Annotated in this window: 13 protein-coding genes; 4 read left to right on the forward strand and 9 right to left on the reverse strand. The window is 44.0% G+C overall.

Annotated features, from left to right (window positions below; translation table 11 throughout):
- Window positions 1-24 precede the first annotated feature (24 nt).
- The 4 genes from msbA to kdsB are packed head-to-tail and all read left to right on the forward strand — an operon-like array spanning window position 25 to window position 3,701.
- A complete protein-coding gene (gene msbA, locus D8S93_RS20660) occupies window positions 25-1,773 on the forward strand; it encodes a lipid A ABC transporter ATP-binding protein/permease MsbA (RefSeq protein ID WP_005390646.1) in 1,749 nt (582 codons plus the stop codon).
- 5 nt (window positions 1,774-1,778) lie between these two features.
- On the forward strand, window positions 1,779-2,786 hold the full coding sequence (gene lpxK, locus D8S93_RS20665) for a tetraacyldisaccharide 4'-kinase (protein WP_258677431.1): 1,008 nt from the start codon (window positions 1,779-1,781) through the stop codon (window positions 2,784-2,786).
- A complete protein-coding gene (locus D8S93_RS20670) occupies window positions 2,767-2,946 on the forward strand; it encodes a Trm112 family protein (RefSeq protein ID WP_005390649.1) in 180 nt (59 codons plus the stop codon). The genes lpxK and D8S93_RS20670 overlap by 20 nt, the downstream gene beginning before the upstream one ends.
- Window positions 2,946-3,701: a 3-deoxy-manno-octulosonate cytidylyltransferase gene (kdsB, locus tag D8S93_RS20675; protein ID WP_152815196.1), complete on the forward strand. Its 756-nt coding sequence runs from the start codon at window positions 2,946-2,948 to the stop codon at window positions 3,699-3,701. The genes D8S93_RS20670 and kdsB overlap by 1 nt, the downstream gene beginning before the upstream one ends.
- 77 nt (window positions 3,702-3,778) lie before the next feature.
- Here the strand turns inward: kdsB and D8S93_RS20680 are convergent, their stop codons facing one another.
- The 9 genes from D8S93_RS20680 to D8S93_RS20725 form a co-directional block, all read right to left on the reverse strand.
- On the reverse strand, window positions 3,779-5,338 hold the full coding sequence (locus tag D8S93_RS20680) for a SpoVR family protein (protein ID WP_006742146.1): 1,560 nt from the start codon (window positions 5,336-5,338) through the stop codon (window positions 3,779-3,781).
- Between the two features lie 11 nt (window positions 5,339-5,349).
- The gene (locus D8S93_RS20685) at window positions 5,350-6,621 is read right to left on the reverse strand and encodes a YeaH/YhbH family protein (protein WP_005390656.1); all 1,272 of its coding nucleotides are present in this window, start codon (window positions 6,619-6,621) and stop codon (window positions 5,350-5,352) included.
- A gap of 47 nt (window positions 6,622-6,668) precedes the next feature.
- Complete coding sequence (locus D8S93_RS20690; RefSeq protein WP_005390658.1) at window positions 6,669-8,603, reverse strand: PrkA family serine protein kinase; 1,935 nt, start codon at window positions 8,601-8,603, stop codon at window positions 6,669-6,671.
- 486 nt (window positions 8,604-9,089) lie between these two features.
- Window positions 9,090-9,590, reverse strand: a complete 501-nt coding sequence (locus D8S93_RS20700) for a YfbU family protein (protein ID WP_047008538.1) — start codon at window positions 9,588-9,590, stop codon at window positions 9,090-9,092.
- 136 nt (window positions 9,591-9,726) lie between these two features.
- Complete coding sequence (locus D8S93_RS20705) at window positions 9,727-10,392, reverse strand: energy-coupling factor ABC transporter permease (protein WP_006742143.1); 666 nt, start codon at window positions 10,390-10,392, stop codon at window positions 9,727-9,729.
- 154 nt (window positions 10,393-10,546) lie between these two features.
- A complete protein-coding gene (gene pflA, locus D8S93_RS20710) occupies window positions 10,547-11,287 on the reverse strand; it encodes a pyruvate formate lyase 1-activating protein (RefSeq protein ID WP_152815198.1) in 741 nt (246 codons plus the stop codon).
- 211 nt (window positions 11,288-11,498) lie between these two features.
- Window positions 11,499-12,476, reverse strand: a complete 978-nt coding sequence (locus D8S93_RS20715) for a lipid A deacylase LpxR family protein (RefSeq protein WP_152815201.1) — start codon at window positions 12,474-12,476, stop codon at window positions 11,499-11,501.
- 152 nt (window positions 12,477-12,628) lie between these two features.
- Window positions 12,629-14,905, reverse strand: a complete 2,277-nt coding sequence (gene pflB / locus D8S93_RS20720; protein WP_005390666.1) for a formate C-acetyltransferase — start codon at window positions 14,903-14,905, stop codon at window positions 12,629-12,631.
- 305 nt (window positions 14,906-15,210) lie between these two features.
- Entirely contained in the window at window positions 15,211-16,758 is a 1,548-nt protein-coding gene (locus tag D8S93_RS20725; protein ID WP_005390668.1) for a DUF3360 family protein, read from the reverse strand.
- Window positions 16,759-17,152 lie beyond the last annotated feature (394 nt).

Consider the following 17,152-nt stretch of genomic DNA (forward strand, 5'->3'; position numbering starts at 1 on the left):
AATGTAAGAAAATAAAGCACTTCTATGTCGATAAATACTGATGAAACGACTTGGCAGACGTTTAAGCGTCTATGGCAATTTATTCGCCTTTACAAGTCAGGTCTTGTCGTTGCAGTCATTGCATTAGTTATTAATGCTATATCAGATACCTATATGATTTCCCTATTAAAACCATTACTAGATGAAGGTTTTGGGAACGCTGAATCTGATTTTCTACGCACGCTTCCATTGATTATTTTTGCCATGATGTTTGTCCGTGGCATAAGTGGATTTGTCTCCACATACTGTTTGAGCTGGGTATCCGGCAATGTGGTTATGCAAGTCCGCCGCATGGTATTCAATCACTTTATGCATATGCCAGTGTCTTACTTCGATAAGGAAAAAACGGGCAATTTATTGTCACGTATTACCTACGATTCAGAGCAAGTATCTGCGGCAACCAGCCAGGCGTTAGTGAGCATCGTTCGCGAAGGTGCAAGTATCATTGGCCTGTTAGTCCTGATGTTTTACAACAGCTGGCAGTTGTCGTTAGTGCTGTTTGCTGTTGCTCCCGTTGTCGCGTGGGGTATTGGTGTCGTTTCTAAACGTTTTAGAAAAATATCCAAAAATATGCAGACAATGATGGGCAACGTGACTGCGTCAGCAGAGCAGATGCTGAAAGGCCATAAAGTCGTGTTGAGCTACGGCGGCCAAGATATCGAACGTAAACGATTTGAGAAGGTCAGCAACCAAATGCGTCAACAAAGCATGAAGTTGGTGACGGCTCAAGCGGCGGCTAACCCTATCATCCAAATGATTGCGTCACTTGCTATTGTTGCCGTTCTTTACTTAGCAAGTATTGACTCGATTAAAGAGCAACTGACTCCAGGTACATTTACCGTTGTCTTCTCTGCGATGTTTGGTTTGATGCGTCCGCTTAAAGCGCTTACTAACGTTACCTCTCAGTTCCAACGTGGTATGGCCGCGAGCCAAACGCTCTTTGCGTTGATTGACCTTGAGCCTGAGAAAAACGAAGGTAAGTTGACAGTTGAACGCGCAAATGGCGATGTTTCAGTTAAAAACGTAAGCTTTACTTATACTGGCGCAGAAAAGCCAGCATTGGAAAATGTCAGCTTCGATATTCCAAGAGGGAAGACCGTTGCGCTGGTTGGTCGTTCCGGTTCCGGTAAAAGTACCATCGCGAACTTGTTCAATCGTTTCTATGATGTTGATAGTGGCTCCATCACATTAGACGGACATGATATTCGTGAATACGAGTTAAAGAACTTGCGTCAGCAGTTTGCGCTAGTATCACAAAATGTTCATTTATTTAATGACACGATTGCAAACAATATTGCTTACGCAACGGATGGAAAATACGAGCGCAGTGATATCGAGAAAGCGGCAAAACTCGCGCATGCAATGGAATTCATCAGCAAAATGGATGATGGACTTGATACCATGATTGGTGAAAATGGCGCGAGTCTATCTGGCGGTCAACGTCAACGTGTCGCTATTGCACGTGCTCTATTGCGTGATGCACCGGTATTGATTCTTGATGAGGCGACCTCTGCTTTGGATACGGAATCCGAACGCGCTATCCAAGCTGCATTAGATGAACTGCAGAAAGACAAAACGGTACTCGTGATTGCGCACCGCTTATCCACAATCGAGAAAGCCGATGAAATTCTTGTGGTTGATGATGGCGCCATCATTGAGCGTGGCAACCACGCCGATCTTATTGCAAAAAATGGTGCGTATGCACAATTGCACCGTATTCAGTTTGGTGAATAAACGCGGTGGTTGAAAAAATCTGGTTTGAAAACCATCCAATAAAATACCTCTTGTGGCCGCTTTTGTGGCCACTGAGTGTATTATTTGGAGCAATAAGTAAGTCTAAGCGAAAGCAATATCAAACAGGCCGTAAGCAAGCCTACAACGCGCCTATCCCTGTTATTGTTGTCGGCAATATCACAGCTGGTGGTAATGGCAAAACACCAGTTGTGGTTTGGCTTGTTGAGCAACTGCAACAGCTTGGGCTTAAGCCAGGGGTCGTTTCTCGTGGCTATGGAGCAAAAGCTCCTGCCTATCCGTTAGTGCTAAAAGAAGATACGCCTGCGAAACATTGTGGTGATGAACCTAAGTTGATTCATCGACGCACAGGAGCGCCAGTTGCGGTAGACCCGGTGCGTTCAAATGCAGTGAAAGCATTGCTAGAGTCAGGTGTGGATATCATTATCACGGACGATGGGTTACAACATTATGCGTTAGGCCGTGATATTGAGTTAGTGATTGTGGATGGGAATCGCCGATTTGGGAATGAAAGCCTCATTCCGCTTGGCCCACTGCGTGAAGGGGTCGAGCGTCTTGCTGAAGTCGACTTTATCATCACCAATGGTGGTCAAGCACATACGGGCGAAATCGCAATGACTTTAGCGCCATCTAAAGCCATTAACCTCAAGACTAAGCAACTTGTGGACGTTTCTGAATTAAAAGAGCTAGTGGCATTTGCAGGGATTGGGCATCCACCACGATTTTTTCATACACTAAACTCGATGAACGCAGATGTTAAAGTCACAAAAGGTTTTGCTGACCATCAAGACTTTAACCAACAAGAATTAGAAGCATTGGCTCAACAAGGAGCCAATGTGATTATGACCGAGAAAGATGCCGTCAAGTGCAGCCATTATGCGCAAGATAATTGGTGGTATCTGCCTGTATCTGCCCAGTTTGAACCAAACGATGCAGAGCAAATTTTAAAGAGAATAAAAGAGGTTAAAGCGGCTTATGGATCACCGTCTGCTTGAGATTGTAGCTTGCCCTGTTTGCAAAGGTAAGCTGACGTACGATAAAGAGAATCAAGAGTTGATCTGCAAATTGGATCGCCTCGCTTACCCAATCAAAGAGGGTATTCCCGTTCTGCTCGAGCCTGAGGCTCGTACTATGAGTATGGATGAGGGACGCTAATGTCTTTTACGGTTGTCATTCCTTCGCGTTACGCATCGAGCCGCTTGCCTGGTAAACCGTTAGCGGATATTGGCGGTAAGCCTATGGTTCAGTGGGTTTACGAGCAAGCGCTACAAACGGGTGCGGAAGATGTTATCGTGGCAACTGATGACGAGCGTGTTGCTGATGCTGTCTCGTCGTTTGGTGGTAAAGTCTGTATGACCTCTCCTAACCACGAATCAGGTACTGAACGCCTTGCTGAAGTTGTTGAAAAGATGGCTATTCCTGCAGACCACATTATTGTTAATGTGCAAGGGGACGAGCCTTTGATTCCACCGTCTATCATTCGTCAGGTTGCTGATAACTTATCGGGGTGTGACGCTCCGATGGCGACATTAGCCGTAGAAATAGACTCGGAAGAAGAAGTGTTTAATCCGAATGCAGTTAAAGTTGTGGCTAATGAGCAAGACTATGCGATGTACTTTAGCCGAGCAACTATCCCTTGGGATCGCGATAACTTTGCCAAACAAGACAAAATCATTGCCAACCCATTAATGCGTCATATTGGTATTTATGCTTATCGAGCTGGTTTCATTAATACGTATGTAAATTGGGCTCCGAGCGCATTGGAGCAGATCGAGTGCCTTGAGCAACTACGAGTGCTTTGGTACGGTGAAAAAATTCATGTAGCGGTAGCGAAAGAAGCGCCAGCAGCCGGCGTTGATACGCCAGAAGATCTAGAGGCGGTGCGCGCTATTGTGGCGAAGCAAGCATAACTAAAGGTCACATTGAATTAAGAACGAGAAAGGCTCCAGAATTAGGAGCCTTTTTGTTGCTTATATCCAAGTATTAGTTAGATGTTTGTGTCATATTGGTTTCGTTTAGGGCAGGTCGCTAAGACTTCTCGGTGACCTGTGTCTTTTACTTCTTGCAGAATGACATCAAATCCCCACAATCGGTATACGTGTTTAAGAACTTCTTCATAACTGTCATCAAGCGGGATTCGGTTATGAGGTACGTATTGCAACGTGAGTGAGCGGTCCCCACGAACATCGACATTAAATACCTGAATGTTTGGCTCAAGATTAGATAAGTTGTACTGAGCGGCTAAGGTTTCTCTAATGCGTTTATAACCCATCTCATCGTGTATCGCGGCGACTTCAATAAAGTTTTTGTGGTCATCATCGTTGATCGCAAACAGCTTGAAATCACGCATTAATTTCGGAGAAAGGTATTGGCTAATGAAGCTTTCATCTTTGAAATTATGCATCGCGAAATGTACTGCATCTAACCAATCGGTTCCTGCCAAGTCCGGAAACCACTCCTTGTCCTCATCAGTGGGTTCTTCACAGATACGTTTAATATCTCGGAACATAGCAAAGCCCAAGGCGTATGGATTAATACCATTAAAGTAAGGACTGTTATAAGGCGGTTGAGCTACTACACTGGTATGGCTATGTAAGAACTCTAGAATGAACTTTTCGGATACCAAACCCTCATCGTAAAGATGGTTGAGAATGGTGTAATGCCAGAATGTTGCCCAGCCTTCGTTCATGACCTGCGTTTGTTTTTGCGGATAAAAATACTGACTGATTTTGCGTACAATCCGCACGACTTCACGTTGCCACGGCTCTAGTAGCGGGGCATGCTTTTCGAAAAAGTAGAGCAAGTTTTCCTGAGGCTCGCTTGGGAACCGTTCTTTAAGATCTTCCTCTTTGGTTTTGGCTCTTGGTACTGTGCGCCACAATTCATTCACTTGAGACTGTAAGTATGCCTCGCGTTCTTCTTGTCGCGCTTTCTCTTCGGTAATGGAGATTTTTTCTGGTCGCTTGTAACGATCCACACCAAAGTTCATTAAGGCGTGGCAGGAGTCGAGCAGTTTTTCCACTTCCTGTACTCCATATCGCTCCTCACATTCAGCCAAATACTTTTTGGCAAACAGCAAATAATCGATGATGGAGCTAGCGTCCGTCCAGGTTTGGAACAGATAATTACCTTTGAAGAAAGAGTTGTGCCCGTAACAAGCGTGAGCAATCACTAGTGCTTGCATTGTCACGGTGTTTTCTTCCATCAAATAGGCGATACACGGATTGGAGTTAATGACAATCTCGTAGGCTAACCCCATTTGACCATGCTTATAGTTCTGTTCCGTTTGGATGAACTTTTTACCAAACGACCAGTGGTTGTAATTGATGGGCATACCAATACTTGAGTAGGCATCCATCATTTGTTCGGAAGTAATCACTTCTATCTGGTTAGGGTAAGTGTCTAGGCGATAGTGTTGTGCGACACGCTTAATCTCTTTGTGGTAGCGTTCCAACAGCTCAAATGTCCAATCCGGTCCATCTGGCAGCATTTTACTATTACGCTTCTTAGGCGCCTCTCCTGAGAGGTTTTTCGTTGCGGTACTCATCGCTAGCCTCCTTACGCCGTTTCTTTTTGGAATAGTTCACGGAAGACTGGGAAAATATCCTCCACAGAGCGAATGTTTTTCATTGCGAAGTTCGGAAATTCATCGGTGAGTTTTTCGTACTCATGCCATAGAGTTTGGTGCGAGCGTCGCGTAATTTCTATGTAGGAGTAGTACTGACAGTTTGGCAGTAGTTTGTTCACTAATAGATCGCGGCATCTTGGCGAGTCATCTGCCCAGTTATCGCCATCAGATGCTTGCGCAGCATAAATGTTCCATTGTCCAATTGGATAGCGCTCTTTTACGATTTCGTCCATCAGTTTCAATGCGCTGGATACAATAGTGCCCCCGGTCTCTTGCGAGTAGAAGAACTCGTGTTCGTCCACTTCTTTCGCTTGGGTGTGGTGGCGAATAAAGACGACGTCTACATTCTCGTAAGTACGAGTTAAAAACAGGTATAACAGAACGTAAAAACGTTTTGCGATGTCTTTCGTTGCTTGATCCATCGAGCCCGATACGTCCATCAAACAAAACATCACAGCTTGACTAGATGGTACAGGGCGTTTTTCATAGTTTTTAAAGCGTAAGTCGAAGGTGTCAATAAATGGAACCCCCTCAATTTTCTTACGCAGCTCTTCAATTTCAGCCTTCAAGCGGTTCTCTTCAAACTGCTGAGCGGGTTCAATGTTTTTGATACGAGCAAGTTCATCTTCTAGCTCTTTGAGAAGACGTTTCTTACCTGCGGTCATTGCCGTACGTCGTGCAAGAGATTGTTGTAGCGAACGTACTACCGCAATGTTTGAAGGGATACCAGCAGTTTGAAAGCCTGCGCGGTGCGTTTTCCATTCAGTAATTTTGGCAATTTGGTTTTTTTCTAGATTAGGCAGCTCGAGATCTTCGAACAAAATATCTAGGTACTCATCTTTTGATATTTGGAATACAAATTCGTCTTGGCCTTCTCCATCTGGACTGGCATTGCCTTCTCCCGAGCCACTACCTTGACCGCCACCTTTAGGACGCTCAATTTTATCACCAGTAATGAACTGGTCATTGCCGGGATGAACTCGTTCGCGAACACCACCTTTGCCTTGATGAAAGATCGGCTCATTGATGTCTTTGTGAGGGATAGAGACGTCTTCGCCCGTTTCCGTATTCGTAATCGAGCGTCGATTCACTGCGTCTGCTACCGACTCTTTTATTTGCTCTTTGTGGCGCTTCAAGAAGCGCTGTCGATTAACAGCGCTCTTGTTCTTGCCATTGAGCCTTCGGTCTATAAATTGCGCCATGAAATAGCCCTCTTCATGTTTCACAAGCGACCTAACTCAATACTGGGTTAGGATGACTTACGTACTCGTAGGTACCACTCAGAAAGTAGGCGAACCTGTTTCTCGGTATAGCCTTTTTCCATCATGCGAGCGACAAAGTCGTCATGCTTCTTCTGATCTTCAGAAGAGGTTTTCGCATTAAATGAGATAACCGGAAGTAGCTCTTCGGTATTGGAGAACATTTTCTTCTCGATTACTGTGCGCAGTTTTTCGTAGCTGGTCCAAACCGGGTTTTGACCATTGTTATTCGCTTTCGCACGAAGCACAAAGTTAACGATTTCGTTTCGGAAATCTTTCGGGTTAGAAATACCAGCAGTTTTCTCGATCTTCTCTAGCTCAGCGTTCAGTGAAGATCGATCAAATAGCTGACCAGTTTCTGGATCTCGGTACTCTTGGTCTTGAATCCAGAAGTCTGCGTAGGTGACATAGCGGTCGAAGATGTTCTGACCGTATTCAGAGTAAGACTCGAGATAAGCGGTCTGAATCTCTTTACCAATAAATTCAACGTAGCGAGGCACTAGGTAGCCTTTCAAGAACTCGAGATATTTCTCTGCCGTTTCAGCAGGGAACTGTTCACGTTCAACCTGTTGTTCAATCACATAGAACAGGTGTACAGGGTTGGCTGCCACCTCGGTTTGGTCGAAGTTAAATACGCGCGACAAAATCTTAAAGGCGAAACGTGTAGAGAGACCATTCATGCCTTCATCGACACCCGCATAATCACGATACTCTTGATAGCTTTTTGCCTTTGGATCGGTGTCTTTTAGCGTTTCACCATCGTAGACGCGCATTTTTGAGAAAATGGATGAGTTTTCAGGTTCTTTCAGGCGTGAAAGAATACTGAATTGCGCTAGAGTTTCGAGCGTGCTTGGAGAGCAAGGGGCCTGAGACAGCTCACTGTTTTCAAGCAGTTTTTGGTAGATTTTCACTTCTTCGGATACGCGGAGACAGTAAGGTACTTTTACAATGTACACACGGTCGAGGAAGGCTTCGTTATTTTTGTTGTTACGGAAAGTCTGCCACTCAGATTCGTTCGAGTGAGCCAGAATCATACCGTCGAATGGAATCGCAGATAGACCTTCAGTACCGTTGAAGTTACCTTCTTGCGTTGCCGTCAAAAGTGGGTGAAGTACTTTGATCGGCGCTTTGAACATCTCAACGAATTCCATTAAACCTTGATTTGCTTTACACAGCGCACCGGAGTAGCTGTAGGCATCTGGGTCGTCTTGCGAATAATGTTCGAGTTTGCGGATATCGACTTTACCAACCAGTGATGAAATATCTTGGTTGTTTTCATCCCCAGGTTCTGTTTTAGCAATACCGATCTGATCGAGAATTGAAGGGCGAACTTTCACTACCTTAAATTTAGTGATATCGCCGCCAAATTCATGAAGGCGCTTAGCGGCCCATGGCGACATAATCGAGCGAAGATAACGTTGCTCGATGCCATATTCTTTTTTCAAAATATCGCCGTCTTCCGTGGCTTTGAATAGACAGAATGGATGGTCATTCACTGGGCTACGTTCGCCATTAGCAGTAAGAACATAGATAGGCATCTGTTCCATCAGAGCCTTAAGTTTTTCAGCAAGTGAGGACTTACCACCGCCGACAGGGCCGAGTAGGTAAAGGATCTGCTTACGTTCCTCTAAACCTTGCGCCGCGTGTTTTAGGTAAGACACAATTTGCTCTATGGCATCTTCCATACCATAAAAATCTTTAAAGGTTTCATAACGAGAGATAACACGATTCGAGAAGATGCGGCTCAATCTCGGGTCTTTTGCCGTATCGATTATCTCTGGTTCACCGATCGCCATCAGTAGGCGTTCTGCTGCATTAGCATAAGCGCTTTTGTCATCCTTACACAGGGCTAGAAACTCCTGTAACGACATCTCTTCATCTTTTGCAGCTTCATATCTTGATTGATAGTGGTCGAAAATACTCATGTCGCTTTCCCCTTTAATAGTCAGTCTACCGACGAACGTTGATTCAGGCTTTCCCACCTATTGTTATGCTCCTTGTTGTTTGAATATACGTCCTGTTATCACATTTGGTTCGTACAGAATGTAAGATTGGCGACACCAAAGACTTTGCTTTATGGACAGTTTTTTCATTACAACGGTGAGCGGTGGGTATGAATCTTTCAATCACAGCCTTTCTCTACTTAAGCCTAGTCGGGGATTTGCAATTTTGCTTAACAATTATGAATTTATTGCAAAAGTGACATTTGAATCACTCTTTCACAGAAGATGAATTTATGTCGTGAATAGGTGCAATAGAAATCAGATATTTGGCAAAGACAGAAGGGTCTCAGTGATTCATTGCTCTACATCGCACAAGGTAAGCGTAAGAAGACGGAAAAGCAGCGGTAAGGTTGTGACAGGGCAAATAAAAAAGGAAAGCGAGAGCTTTCCTTTTCGTAGACGAATATTTTATGCGCTGAAGATTTGTGCAAGCTCGTTTTCGCATAAATGGTACTGACGAGGACAGTTGCGCCAAGTTTGTAGCATACGACGGTATTTATCCAGCATTGGCATTTGGCTGTTAAAGTGATGGTCTGCTTTATCAAATTGAGGGTACAGACCTTCAGAATCAATAAGGAAGCGTACGTAATGGACTTGTTGGGCCTCTGAAGCAATATCAAACCCAAGAAACTGCAAGCGGCGCTGATCCACTTTGCTACGATCTTCGGTATCGAGCATGTTGTAAGATTCTTGCATCGCGTGATACATCTCCATAACGTCGATGATCTCACGACACTCCGCTTCTGAGAGACAGCCGAAATCTTTATTCAATTCACGCATTTGTAGCTCATAGCCACGTTCAACGATCGTTTGTAAGCGTTTGTATTTGGCCGCATTACTTGGATCAAGTTGAGACATAAGGTTGTATTGGTTTGATAGAATCAAACGTTGAGCGTTTGACATTTCCATGATGACCTCACTAGATATCTAATACATTTTTAATGTGCTTAGGTTAACGCTTAAGACATGAGTGAAACATGATCTCAACACATATTTAATACTAAAAAATGGCAAGAACTGTCACTTTTGACCAGTTTAAAAACACTTATTTATGGTAATGATTGTATATGTAGTCTCGGTCTGAAAATACTCTTAGCCACTCTGGCTTGAATACGGTTAAAACCGCCAGTGACATACCATTTAATAGGCCCTCAGGGAAGGCAAGCAACGGTACAAAAATAAAGTAGTTATGTTGAATGGTTTCCCAATCGTAATGACCAACCGATAAATGGTAAAAGGAGTTAATCAGCAGATGCAGGCTTCCTGTTATCGCGCCGTTGAAAAAACCTGCAACGAAGATGAACACAAAAATGTTTCTTGGCAAGTAGTGATAACTCAAAAGAAAGACGAGGTAACTAATGAAGATAGGAAGCAGGGCAGACAATACTAAAGACGTGGGTAACTGCAACAACGACACATCATGTAGCAGGTGGTTGACCAGCATTGCGGGGATACTGATTAGAAAGGCCATACGCCAACCATACATCATCGTCAGCGTTGTTAGCGCGAGAAAATGAATCTGTAGTCCTTCTTTTACGCCTGCTTGAGTTGCCCATAGGATGCTGAAAAAAAAGAGTGTTGCAAAAACGAGGTGCTGAAATGCTTTTTCCTTTTCAAGCTTGGGCCAAACTACTTTTTTCCAATCTGGTAGACAGTAGGCGAGCACTATCCAAAGTATGACAACCAGAGAGCCCAAGTTAAACCAATCCATGTTACTTCCTTCCTATGCGATCATGACGCAATCATTTCTATTGTTCTTTTTATACCTAAATCAACTCATAGAGATTCATTGAAGGTACTTAGGTATAGTTAAAAAAATACCAGCAATATGCTGGTATTTTAAAGAGGTTAGTCTTGCTGTTCACTTAGTATTTTACGTTATTGTTGTACTGCGCAAGAATGGATTGAATCTCGTCCATAGTTTCTTTCGGTGGAGGGTTTATCCCTTCGAGTGGGTATTCTAAGCCCAATGCTTCCCATTTATGGGCACCCAATTTGTGATAAGGAAGTAACTCGACCTTTTCGATGTTATCCATATCTTTAATAAACTCACCAAGCATGTGTGCTGCTTCAGGGTCATCTGTGTAACCAGGCACGACTACATAGCGAATCCAAGTTTTCTTTCCGATTTTTTGCAAGTAACGAGCAAAGTCCAATGTACGTCGGTTCGATACGCCGATGAGATCTTGGTGCACTTCATCTTTCATGTGCTTGATATCAAGCATTACTAAGTCTGTTGCATCCAGTACTTCATCAATAACATCAGTGTGTTTACGAACATAACCGTTCGTATCTAGACACGTATGAATACCTTCTGCTTTAGCTGCGCGGAAAAAGTCCCGTACAAATTCAGGTTGAAGCATCGCTTCGCCGCCAGAACAAGTAACGCCACCACCTGATGCATTCATGAAGTGGCGGTAACTTTTCGCTTCGGAAATGATCTCTTCAACCGTAACTTCTTTGCCATCATGCGTATCCCATGTATCGCGATTGTGGCAATACTTACAGCGCATCAAACAACCTTGCAAGAAGACGATAAAACGAATACCAGGTCCGTCTACGGTACCACATGACTCAAATGAGTGAATACGACCAGTTGTTGACATCTTTTGCTCTCATTACTAGTAAATTCTAGCTGTTATTTTATTACAAAAAGCAGGGTTAAAACAGCTTTGTCGGTACTAAAGGCAAGGTTATGTGAAGAAAGAAAATAGATAGACCAATCTAAATAAATGCTTGATCACAGGGTTGGTTAATACCAAACGAGAGAACTTGCCTGGTATTTAGATTGGTGTGGATACAGGGATAAGTCAGCTTTTAAAAAAAGGCGAACACAGAGAAGGAGCCTGTCCCATAAACATCAGTTTGGGATTCTTCATAATCTGGCGTTTTTATCGTAAAGGTTAGGCTTGCACCGTAATTTTGGTTATACCAAGTTGCACCTGCTACGGCGCTTGCTTGCCAATTTTGCAGTGTGACGTCGTATGGCGCTGATGGCTCAGGAATACCAGGGCGATCGCCTTCGATGGTCATGTCATTGAAACGGTAACGACCTTCAAACCCCGTAAATAAGAACCAGCTTGAAGTATCCTGTGCGAGCATACTCGCTGAGAATGGGCTCTCAACACTAATATTGGCGGCTCCGATGCTGCTTGCTAGGTTTGTACCCCAACGAAACATGACGCCTTGAGAGACATCACTACGGAAGTTACCCGCATTGATGTCGTTAATGTTGGTGATTTCCCATTGCGTTTTTTGTTCTTCGCTGCGCATCAATTTATTAAATACGCGGTAGCCAAGGCTAAACGCCACTTTATCGTCGATCTGGTAATCCCAACCTTGTGGGTCAGTCGAGCCTGTTATGCCGTGAACGATTTCTTGCGCTTTTTCTGAAAGCGAACTTTCACCTGTTGCACCGATGGTGAAGTTGTAGCGGACGGCCTTATCATCAGTCAAAGAAAGATAGTTGATCTCAGTATGTAGATAACCCGCATATGGGCGATCATTGACCAGTGGATAATCCGCTTCAATGTCGCTCGGAGTCCACATTTTGTGGCCAAGAACCAACTCTATTTTATCGATATTGGCGTGTTCTGAGTCAGCCAGACTCAGCCATTTCCATTGGCTTTCTTGTTTCAGTTGGCCTGTTGCGTAGGAAAGAAAAATACCATTTGTGTAGTCTTGGTCGACGCCGAAAATACCATCATTGTCGAGTGTAAAAGAGACCGTAGACTTAGTGGATGCCATCGTAACTGGAGAAAGAAGAGTAAGAACAATTAATTTACTGAGTTTCATATACTTTATTTACTAACTTTTTTCGCATCATACGTAAGAATGTGGGCAAAATCTTTCGTAATATCACAACTTTCATTCAAGAAATAAAAAAAGGCTGATGCTTCTAAGCATCAGCCTTTGTTGTATCACTAAAACGTTATTTCGCTAAAGTCTTATAGAGACTCTGTGAATGTACGTGCGATTACGTCAGCTTGTTGCTCTGCAGTTAGAGAGTTAAAGCGAACAGCGTAACCAGATACACGGATTGTTAGCTGAGGGTATTTCTCTGGGTGCTTAACAGCGTCTTCTAGAGTTTCGCGGTTAAGAACGTTCACGTTTAGGTGTTGACCACCTTCGATACCCGCTTCGTGGTGGAAGTAACCATCCATCAGACCAGCAAGGTTAGCGCGTTGTGAACCTTCATCTTTACCTAGTGCATTAGGTACGATAGAGAATGTGTAAGAGATACCATCTTGTGCGTCAGCAAACGGCAGTTTTGCAACTGAAGTTAGTGATGCTACGGCACCTTTCTCATCGCGACCGTGCATTGGGTTAGCACCTGGAGCAAATGGAGCACCAGCGCGACGACCGTCAGGTGTGTTACCAGTTTTCTTACCGTAAACCACGTTTGAAGTGATAGTAAGAATTGACTGAGTAGGGATTGCATCACGGTAAGTCTTAAGCTTACGGATTTTGCCCATAAATACAGAAACAAGTTCACATGCGATATCATCAACGCGTGGGTCGTTGTTACCAAATTTAGGGTAATCACCTTCGATTTCGAAGTCGATTGCTAGACCGTCTTCGTCACGGATTGGCTTAACTTTTGCGTATTTGATTGCAGACAGAGAGTCAGCCGCAACAGATAGACCAGCAATACCACAAGCCATAGTACGTTTAACGTCACGGTCATGTAGAGCCATTAGTGCCGCTTCGTAGCTGTACTTGTCGTGCATGAAGTGGATAGCGTTTAGTGCAGTCACGTACTGCTTCGCTAGCCAATCCATGAAGTGGTCCATTTTCTCCCACAACTCATCGTAGTTCAGTACATCGCCTTCGATCTTCGGCATTTGTGGACCAACTTGGATTTTTAGCTTCTCATCCACACCACCGTTGATGGTGTAAAGCATAGTTTTCGCAAGGTTAGCACGAGCACCGAAGAACTGCATTTGCTTACCAACAACCATTGGAGATACACAACATGCGATTGCGTAGTCGTCAGAGTTCATGTCTGGACGCATTAGGTCGTCGTTTTCGTACTGGATTGAAGAAGTATCGATAGACACTTTCGCACAGAACTTCTTGAAGCCTTCAGGTAGTTGCTCAGACCAAAGAACAGTGATGTTTGGCTCTGGAGAAGGACCCATTGTGTATAGTGAGTTTAGGAAACGGAAGTTTGTACGAGTAACTAGCGTACGACCATCAAGACCCATACCACCCATAGACTCAGTTGCCCAGATAGGGTCGCCAGAGAATAGATCATCGTACTCAGGAGTACGTAGGAAACGAACCATACGTAGTTTCATTACGAAGTGGTCGATCATTTCCTGAGCTTGTTCTTCTGTGATGCGGCCAGCAGCGATATCGCGCTCGATGAAGATGTCTAGGAACGTAGAAGTACGGCCTAGAGACATTGCTGCGCCGTTTTGAGATTTAACAGCAGCTAGGTAACCGAAGTAAGTCCACTGGATAGCTTCTTGTGCAGTTTCAGCAGGACGAGAAATGTCACAACCGTATTTTGCAGCCATTTCTTTGATTTGACCTAGAGCACGGTGTTGCTCTGCGATCTCTTCACGAAGCTGCATTGTCATTTGTAGGTCTTCGCCGTTCTCGAAACGCTCTTGTAGAGAAGAGAACTGTGCGAATTTATCCTTCATTAGGAAATCAATACCGTATAGAGCAACACGACGGTAGTCACCGATGATACGACCACGACCGTATGCATCAGGAAGACCAGTCAATACGCCAGACTTACGACACGCCATGATTTGTGGAGTGTAGATGTCGAAAACGCCTTGGTTGTGAGTTTTACGGTATTCTGTGTAGATTTTCTTAACTTGTGGGTCAAGCTCGCGGTTGTAGGCTTTGCATGAACCTTCAACCATACGGATACCACCGTTAGGGATGATCGCACGTTTTAGAGGAGCGTCAGTTTGAAGACCTACGATAGTTTCTAGGTCTTTTTCGATGTAGCCTGCATCGTGAGCAGTGATGGTAGAGATAACTGAAGTATCAAAATCAACAGGAGCGTGAGTCGCGTTCTCTTGTTTGATGCCTTCCATTACCTTAGCCCAAAGCTTGTTAGTCGCTTCAGTACCTTCAGAAACTAGGAAAGATTCGTCGCCTTCGTACGGAGTGTAGTTCTTCTGAATGAAATCACGAACGTTTACTTCGTTTTGCCAGTCGCCTGCAGCAAAACCTTCCCAAGCTTTAGCAAATTGCTCTGCCATGACATACCTACCTTTTTAGTAGAAAAAAATACGTACTGCTTCGCCGTTGAGCCAGCTATCCCCAAGTTAAAGAGGGGAACAGTACACTCTTATGAATAACAATATTTATAGTCTTAAATTTAAATGTTCGAGTTACAAAACTATAAATATTGTCACTAGTTTTAACGTTTCTCTTTTTAAGCAACAGTTAGAGGTTAAACTAAAATTTTTTTGCAAACCTTAAACTAAATCAATAAATCCTCAAAAATCTCGATAAAAATGGGGTAGCGACTAGCGCTACCCACACATTTTCTGAACTGTCAGCTTTACAGCCAAGCTTGGATGCCATATTGGCCTTCAAGCATACCAACTGCAAGCATAGCAACTAAACAGATAATAAGTACGCTTACTGGGATCACAATCTTGTCTACAAACGACAAGCGAGACGCGCGCTCTTTATCACCAATTAAGCCGTTGTTATCTAAAAGCATAGTTAGTGCCCAAGCTAGAACAGGGTTAACGACTGCTGAACCAAAGATACAGATGCCGGCTGCTTGTGAATCTTTTGAGTCTTTCACCATCTGCATGCCTGCTTCAAGTAGTGGTAGAGAGACACCAACGAGAAGAGCAACGCGCATAACTGGTGGCCATACAGCAACATCCATAGGGAAACCAAGGATTGCAACAATAATACATAGAGAACCTAGTAAGATTGCACCGCCAGGAATAGGGCGCTTCGCGATTGCTGCAGGGATCATGTAAGTCCCCCAAGATGATGTGATGTTACCACCACCGACAGCGGTACCGACCATTTGGCGCACAGAACACATTGTCATTGTGTCATCAACGTCCATCAGTACTTTTTCACTCTTACGTGGGTAGTTCATTTCTTGGAAGATGCGGTGACCCAAGAAGTCAGGAGACCACATTGCTACAGCAAGAATTGCGAATGGTAGAGAAGCAATGAAGTGTTCCATATTAGGAAGACCAAGCATCCAACCTTCTTCTGTTGAACCCCACCAGTAGATTGGGTTTAGGTTTGGAAGACCCGTCTCGGTTACGAATTTAATATCGAAGCCTGCGCCAAGAACAAGTGCGATTGCAAGGCCAGTGAAGGCACAAACAGGGATTGCTAGCCAGCGTTTGTTCACTTTAGCAAGGAACGCGTACAGGCCAATAGTAACCGCAAGAACGATGAGACCGATGTAACCCATGCTACCTGCGGCAACTGTGTCGGATTGCAAACCAACAGCCCAAGCTTGAATGGAATTAATTTGGCTCATCGTTCCGGTTAAACCCAAGAAGATGAGAAGGCCACCAGCCGTACCTTCAGAGGTGAGGTTAACCAGTTTTGAACCACCTTTTAACAGGCTCAGAATTAAACCAAACACACCAATGAGAATTGCCAATGCAAGAGGGTGAGCACCAGCAAGCGCGATGGTACCAATAAGAGGGATCATTGGGCCGTGGTTACCTGCTAGGTTGGCTTTAGGGTTAATAAAGCCAGAAGCAAGTACACAGAAAAGAAGTGCAGGGATGAGCATCTCTACACGGGCAACTTCGATGGCGAAATCTTTGCCCAGGTTAACATGGTCCCATGCGGCAGTTAGGCCTTCAGCCCAAGACATCATTACCGCAGAGTACATCGCGATAATACCAATCGTACCGGCAAGTGCTGGAACAAGATCTTCAAGTTCAAAACGGAAGTCACGACCTGGCAAGTTTAAGCCGAAACGACGCGGCTTCATAATTTGTAGTTCGTGGTCTAGGTAGTCTGAACGGCTTGCGAACTCAGATGCTGGACGATGAAGCTCACGGTAGCTCTTGGTCTCGATATCTGAATCAGAGTGCGTTTTGTTAACTGCGTCTGACATAGATTCCTCATATATTTAAAAGTTATGAATTCTTCATTCAATTGTGTTAATCCGCATCCTGCGGCACGCTTATGCTAGCTATTATTAGATTTGTTACACGTCGACATTGTGCCTAAGCATAGCTAATAACTTATTGTGTTGAGGCACAAAAAAATCCTCATCTTTTGGCAGGAGTCTAGCAAGATAGCCATTTAGGGTGATTGATTTAGATCACTTTAAGAATGGTTGTGAAATAAAACTACAGAAAGTTTCTGGCATGCGAATGAGATGGTGAAATCTTGTGTAATTTCATTACACAAGTTGCATAAAATTAGAATTTGTTGCTCTTATCGTTCGAGGGATTCGGGGTAAATATCAATATTCATGATGATTATATAAAGCTGGCTTTATTCTT

The sequence above is a fragment of the Vibrio sp. VGrn 2 genome, from assembly GCF_009361695.1.
GTDB lineage: Bacteria > Pseudomonadota > Gammaproteobacteria > Enterobacterales > Vibrionaceae > Vibrio > Vibrio diabolicus.

What these genes read in the sequence shown, in the direction of transcription:
- D8S93_RS20715 (WP_152815201.1), bottom strand. Translation starts at nt 12,476, where the DNA reads ATGAAACTCAGTAAATTAATTGTTCTTACTCTTCTTTCTCCAGTTACG.
- pflA (WP_152815198.1), bottom strand. Translation starts at nt 11,287, where the DNA reads ATGTCAACAACTGGTCGTATTCACTCATTTGAGTCATGTGGTACCGTA.
- D8S93_RS20700 (WP_047008538.1), bottom strand. Translation starts at nt 9,590, where the DNA reads ATGGAAATGTCAAACGCTCAACGTTTGATTCTATCAAACCAATACAAC.
- D8S93_RS20725 (WP_005390668.1), bottom strand. Translation starts at nt 16,758, where the DNA reads ATGTCAGACGCAGTTAACAAAACGCACTCTGATTCAGATATCGAGACC.
- D8S93_RS20685 (WP_005390656.1), bottom strand. Translation starts at nt 6,621, where the DNA reads ATGGCGCAATTTATAGACCGAAGGCTCAATGGCAAGAACAAGAGCGCT.
- kdsB (WP_152815196.1), top strand. Translation starts at nt 2,946, where the DNA reads ATGTCTTTTACGGTTGTCATTCCTTCGCGTTACGCATCGAGCCGCTTG.
- D8S93_RS20670 (WP_005390649.1), top strand. Translation starts at nt 2,767, where the DNA reads ATGGATCACCGTCTGCTTGAGATTGTAGCTTGCCCTGTTTGCAAAGGT.
- D8S93_RS20680 (WP_006742146.1), bottom strand. Translation starts at nt 5,338, where the DNA reads ATGAGTACCGCAACGAAAAACCTCTCAGGAGAGGCGCCTAAGAAGCGT.
- pflB (WP_005390666.1), bottom strand. Translation starts at nt 14,905, where the DNA reads ATGGCAGAGCAATTTGCTAAAGCTTGGGAAGGTTTTGCTGCAGGCGAC.
- msbA (WP_005390646.1), top strand. Translation starts at nt 25, where the DNA reads ATGTCGATAAATACTGATGAAACGACTTGGCAGACGTTTAAGCGTCTA.
- D8S93_RS20705 (WP_006742143.1), bottom strand. Translation starts at nt 10,392, where the DNA reads ATGGATTGGTTTAACTTGGGCTCTCTGGTTGTCATACTTTGGATAGTG.
- D8S93_RS20690 (WP_005390658.1), bottom strand. Translation starts at nt 8,603, where the DNA reads ATGAGTATTTTCGACCACTATCAATCAAGATATGAAGCTGCAAAAGAT.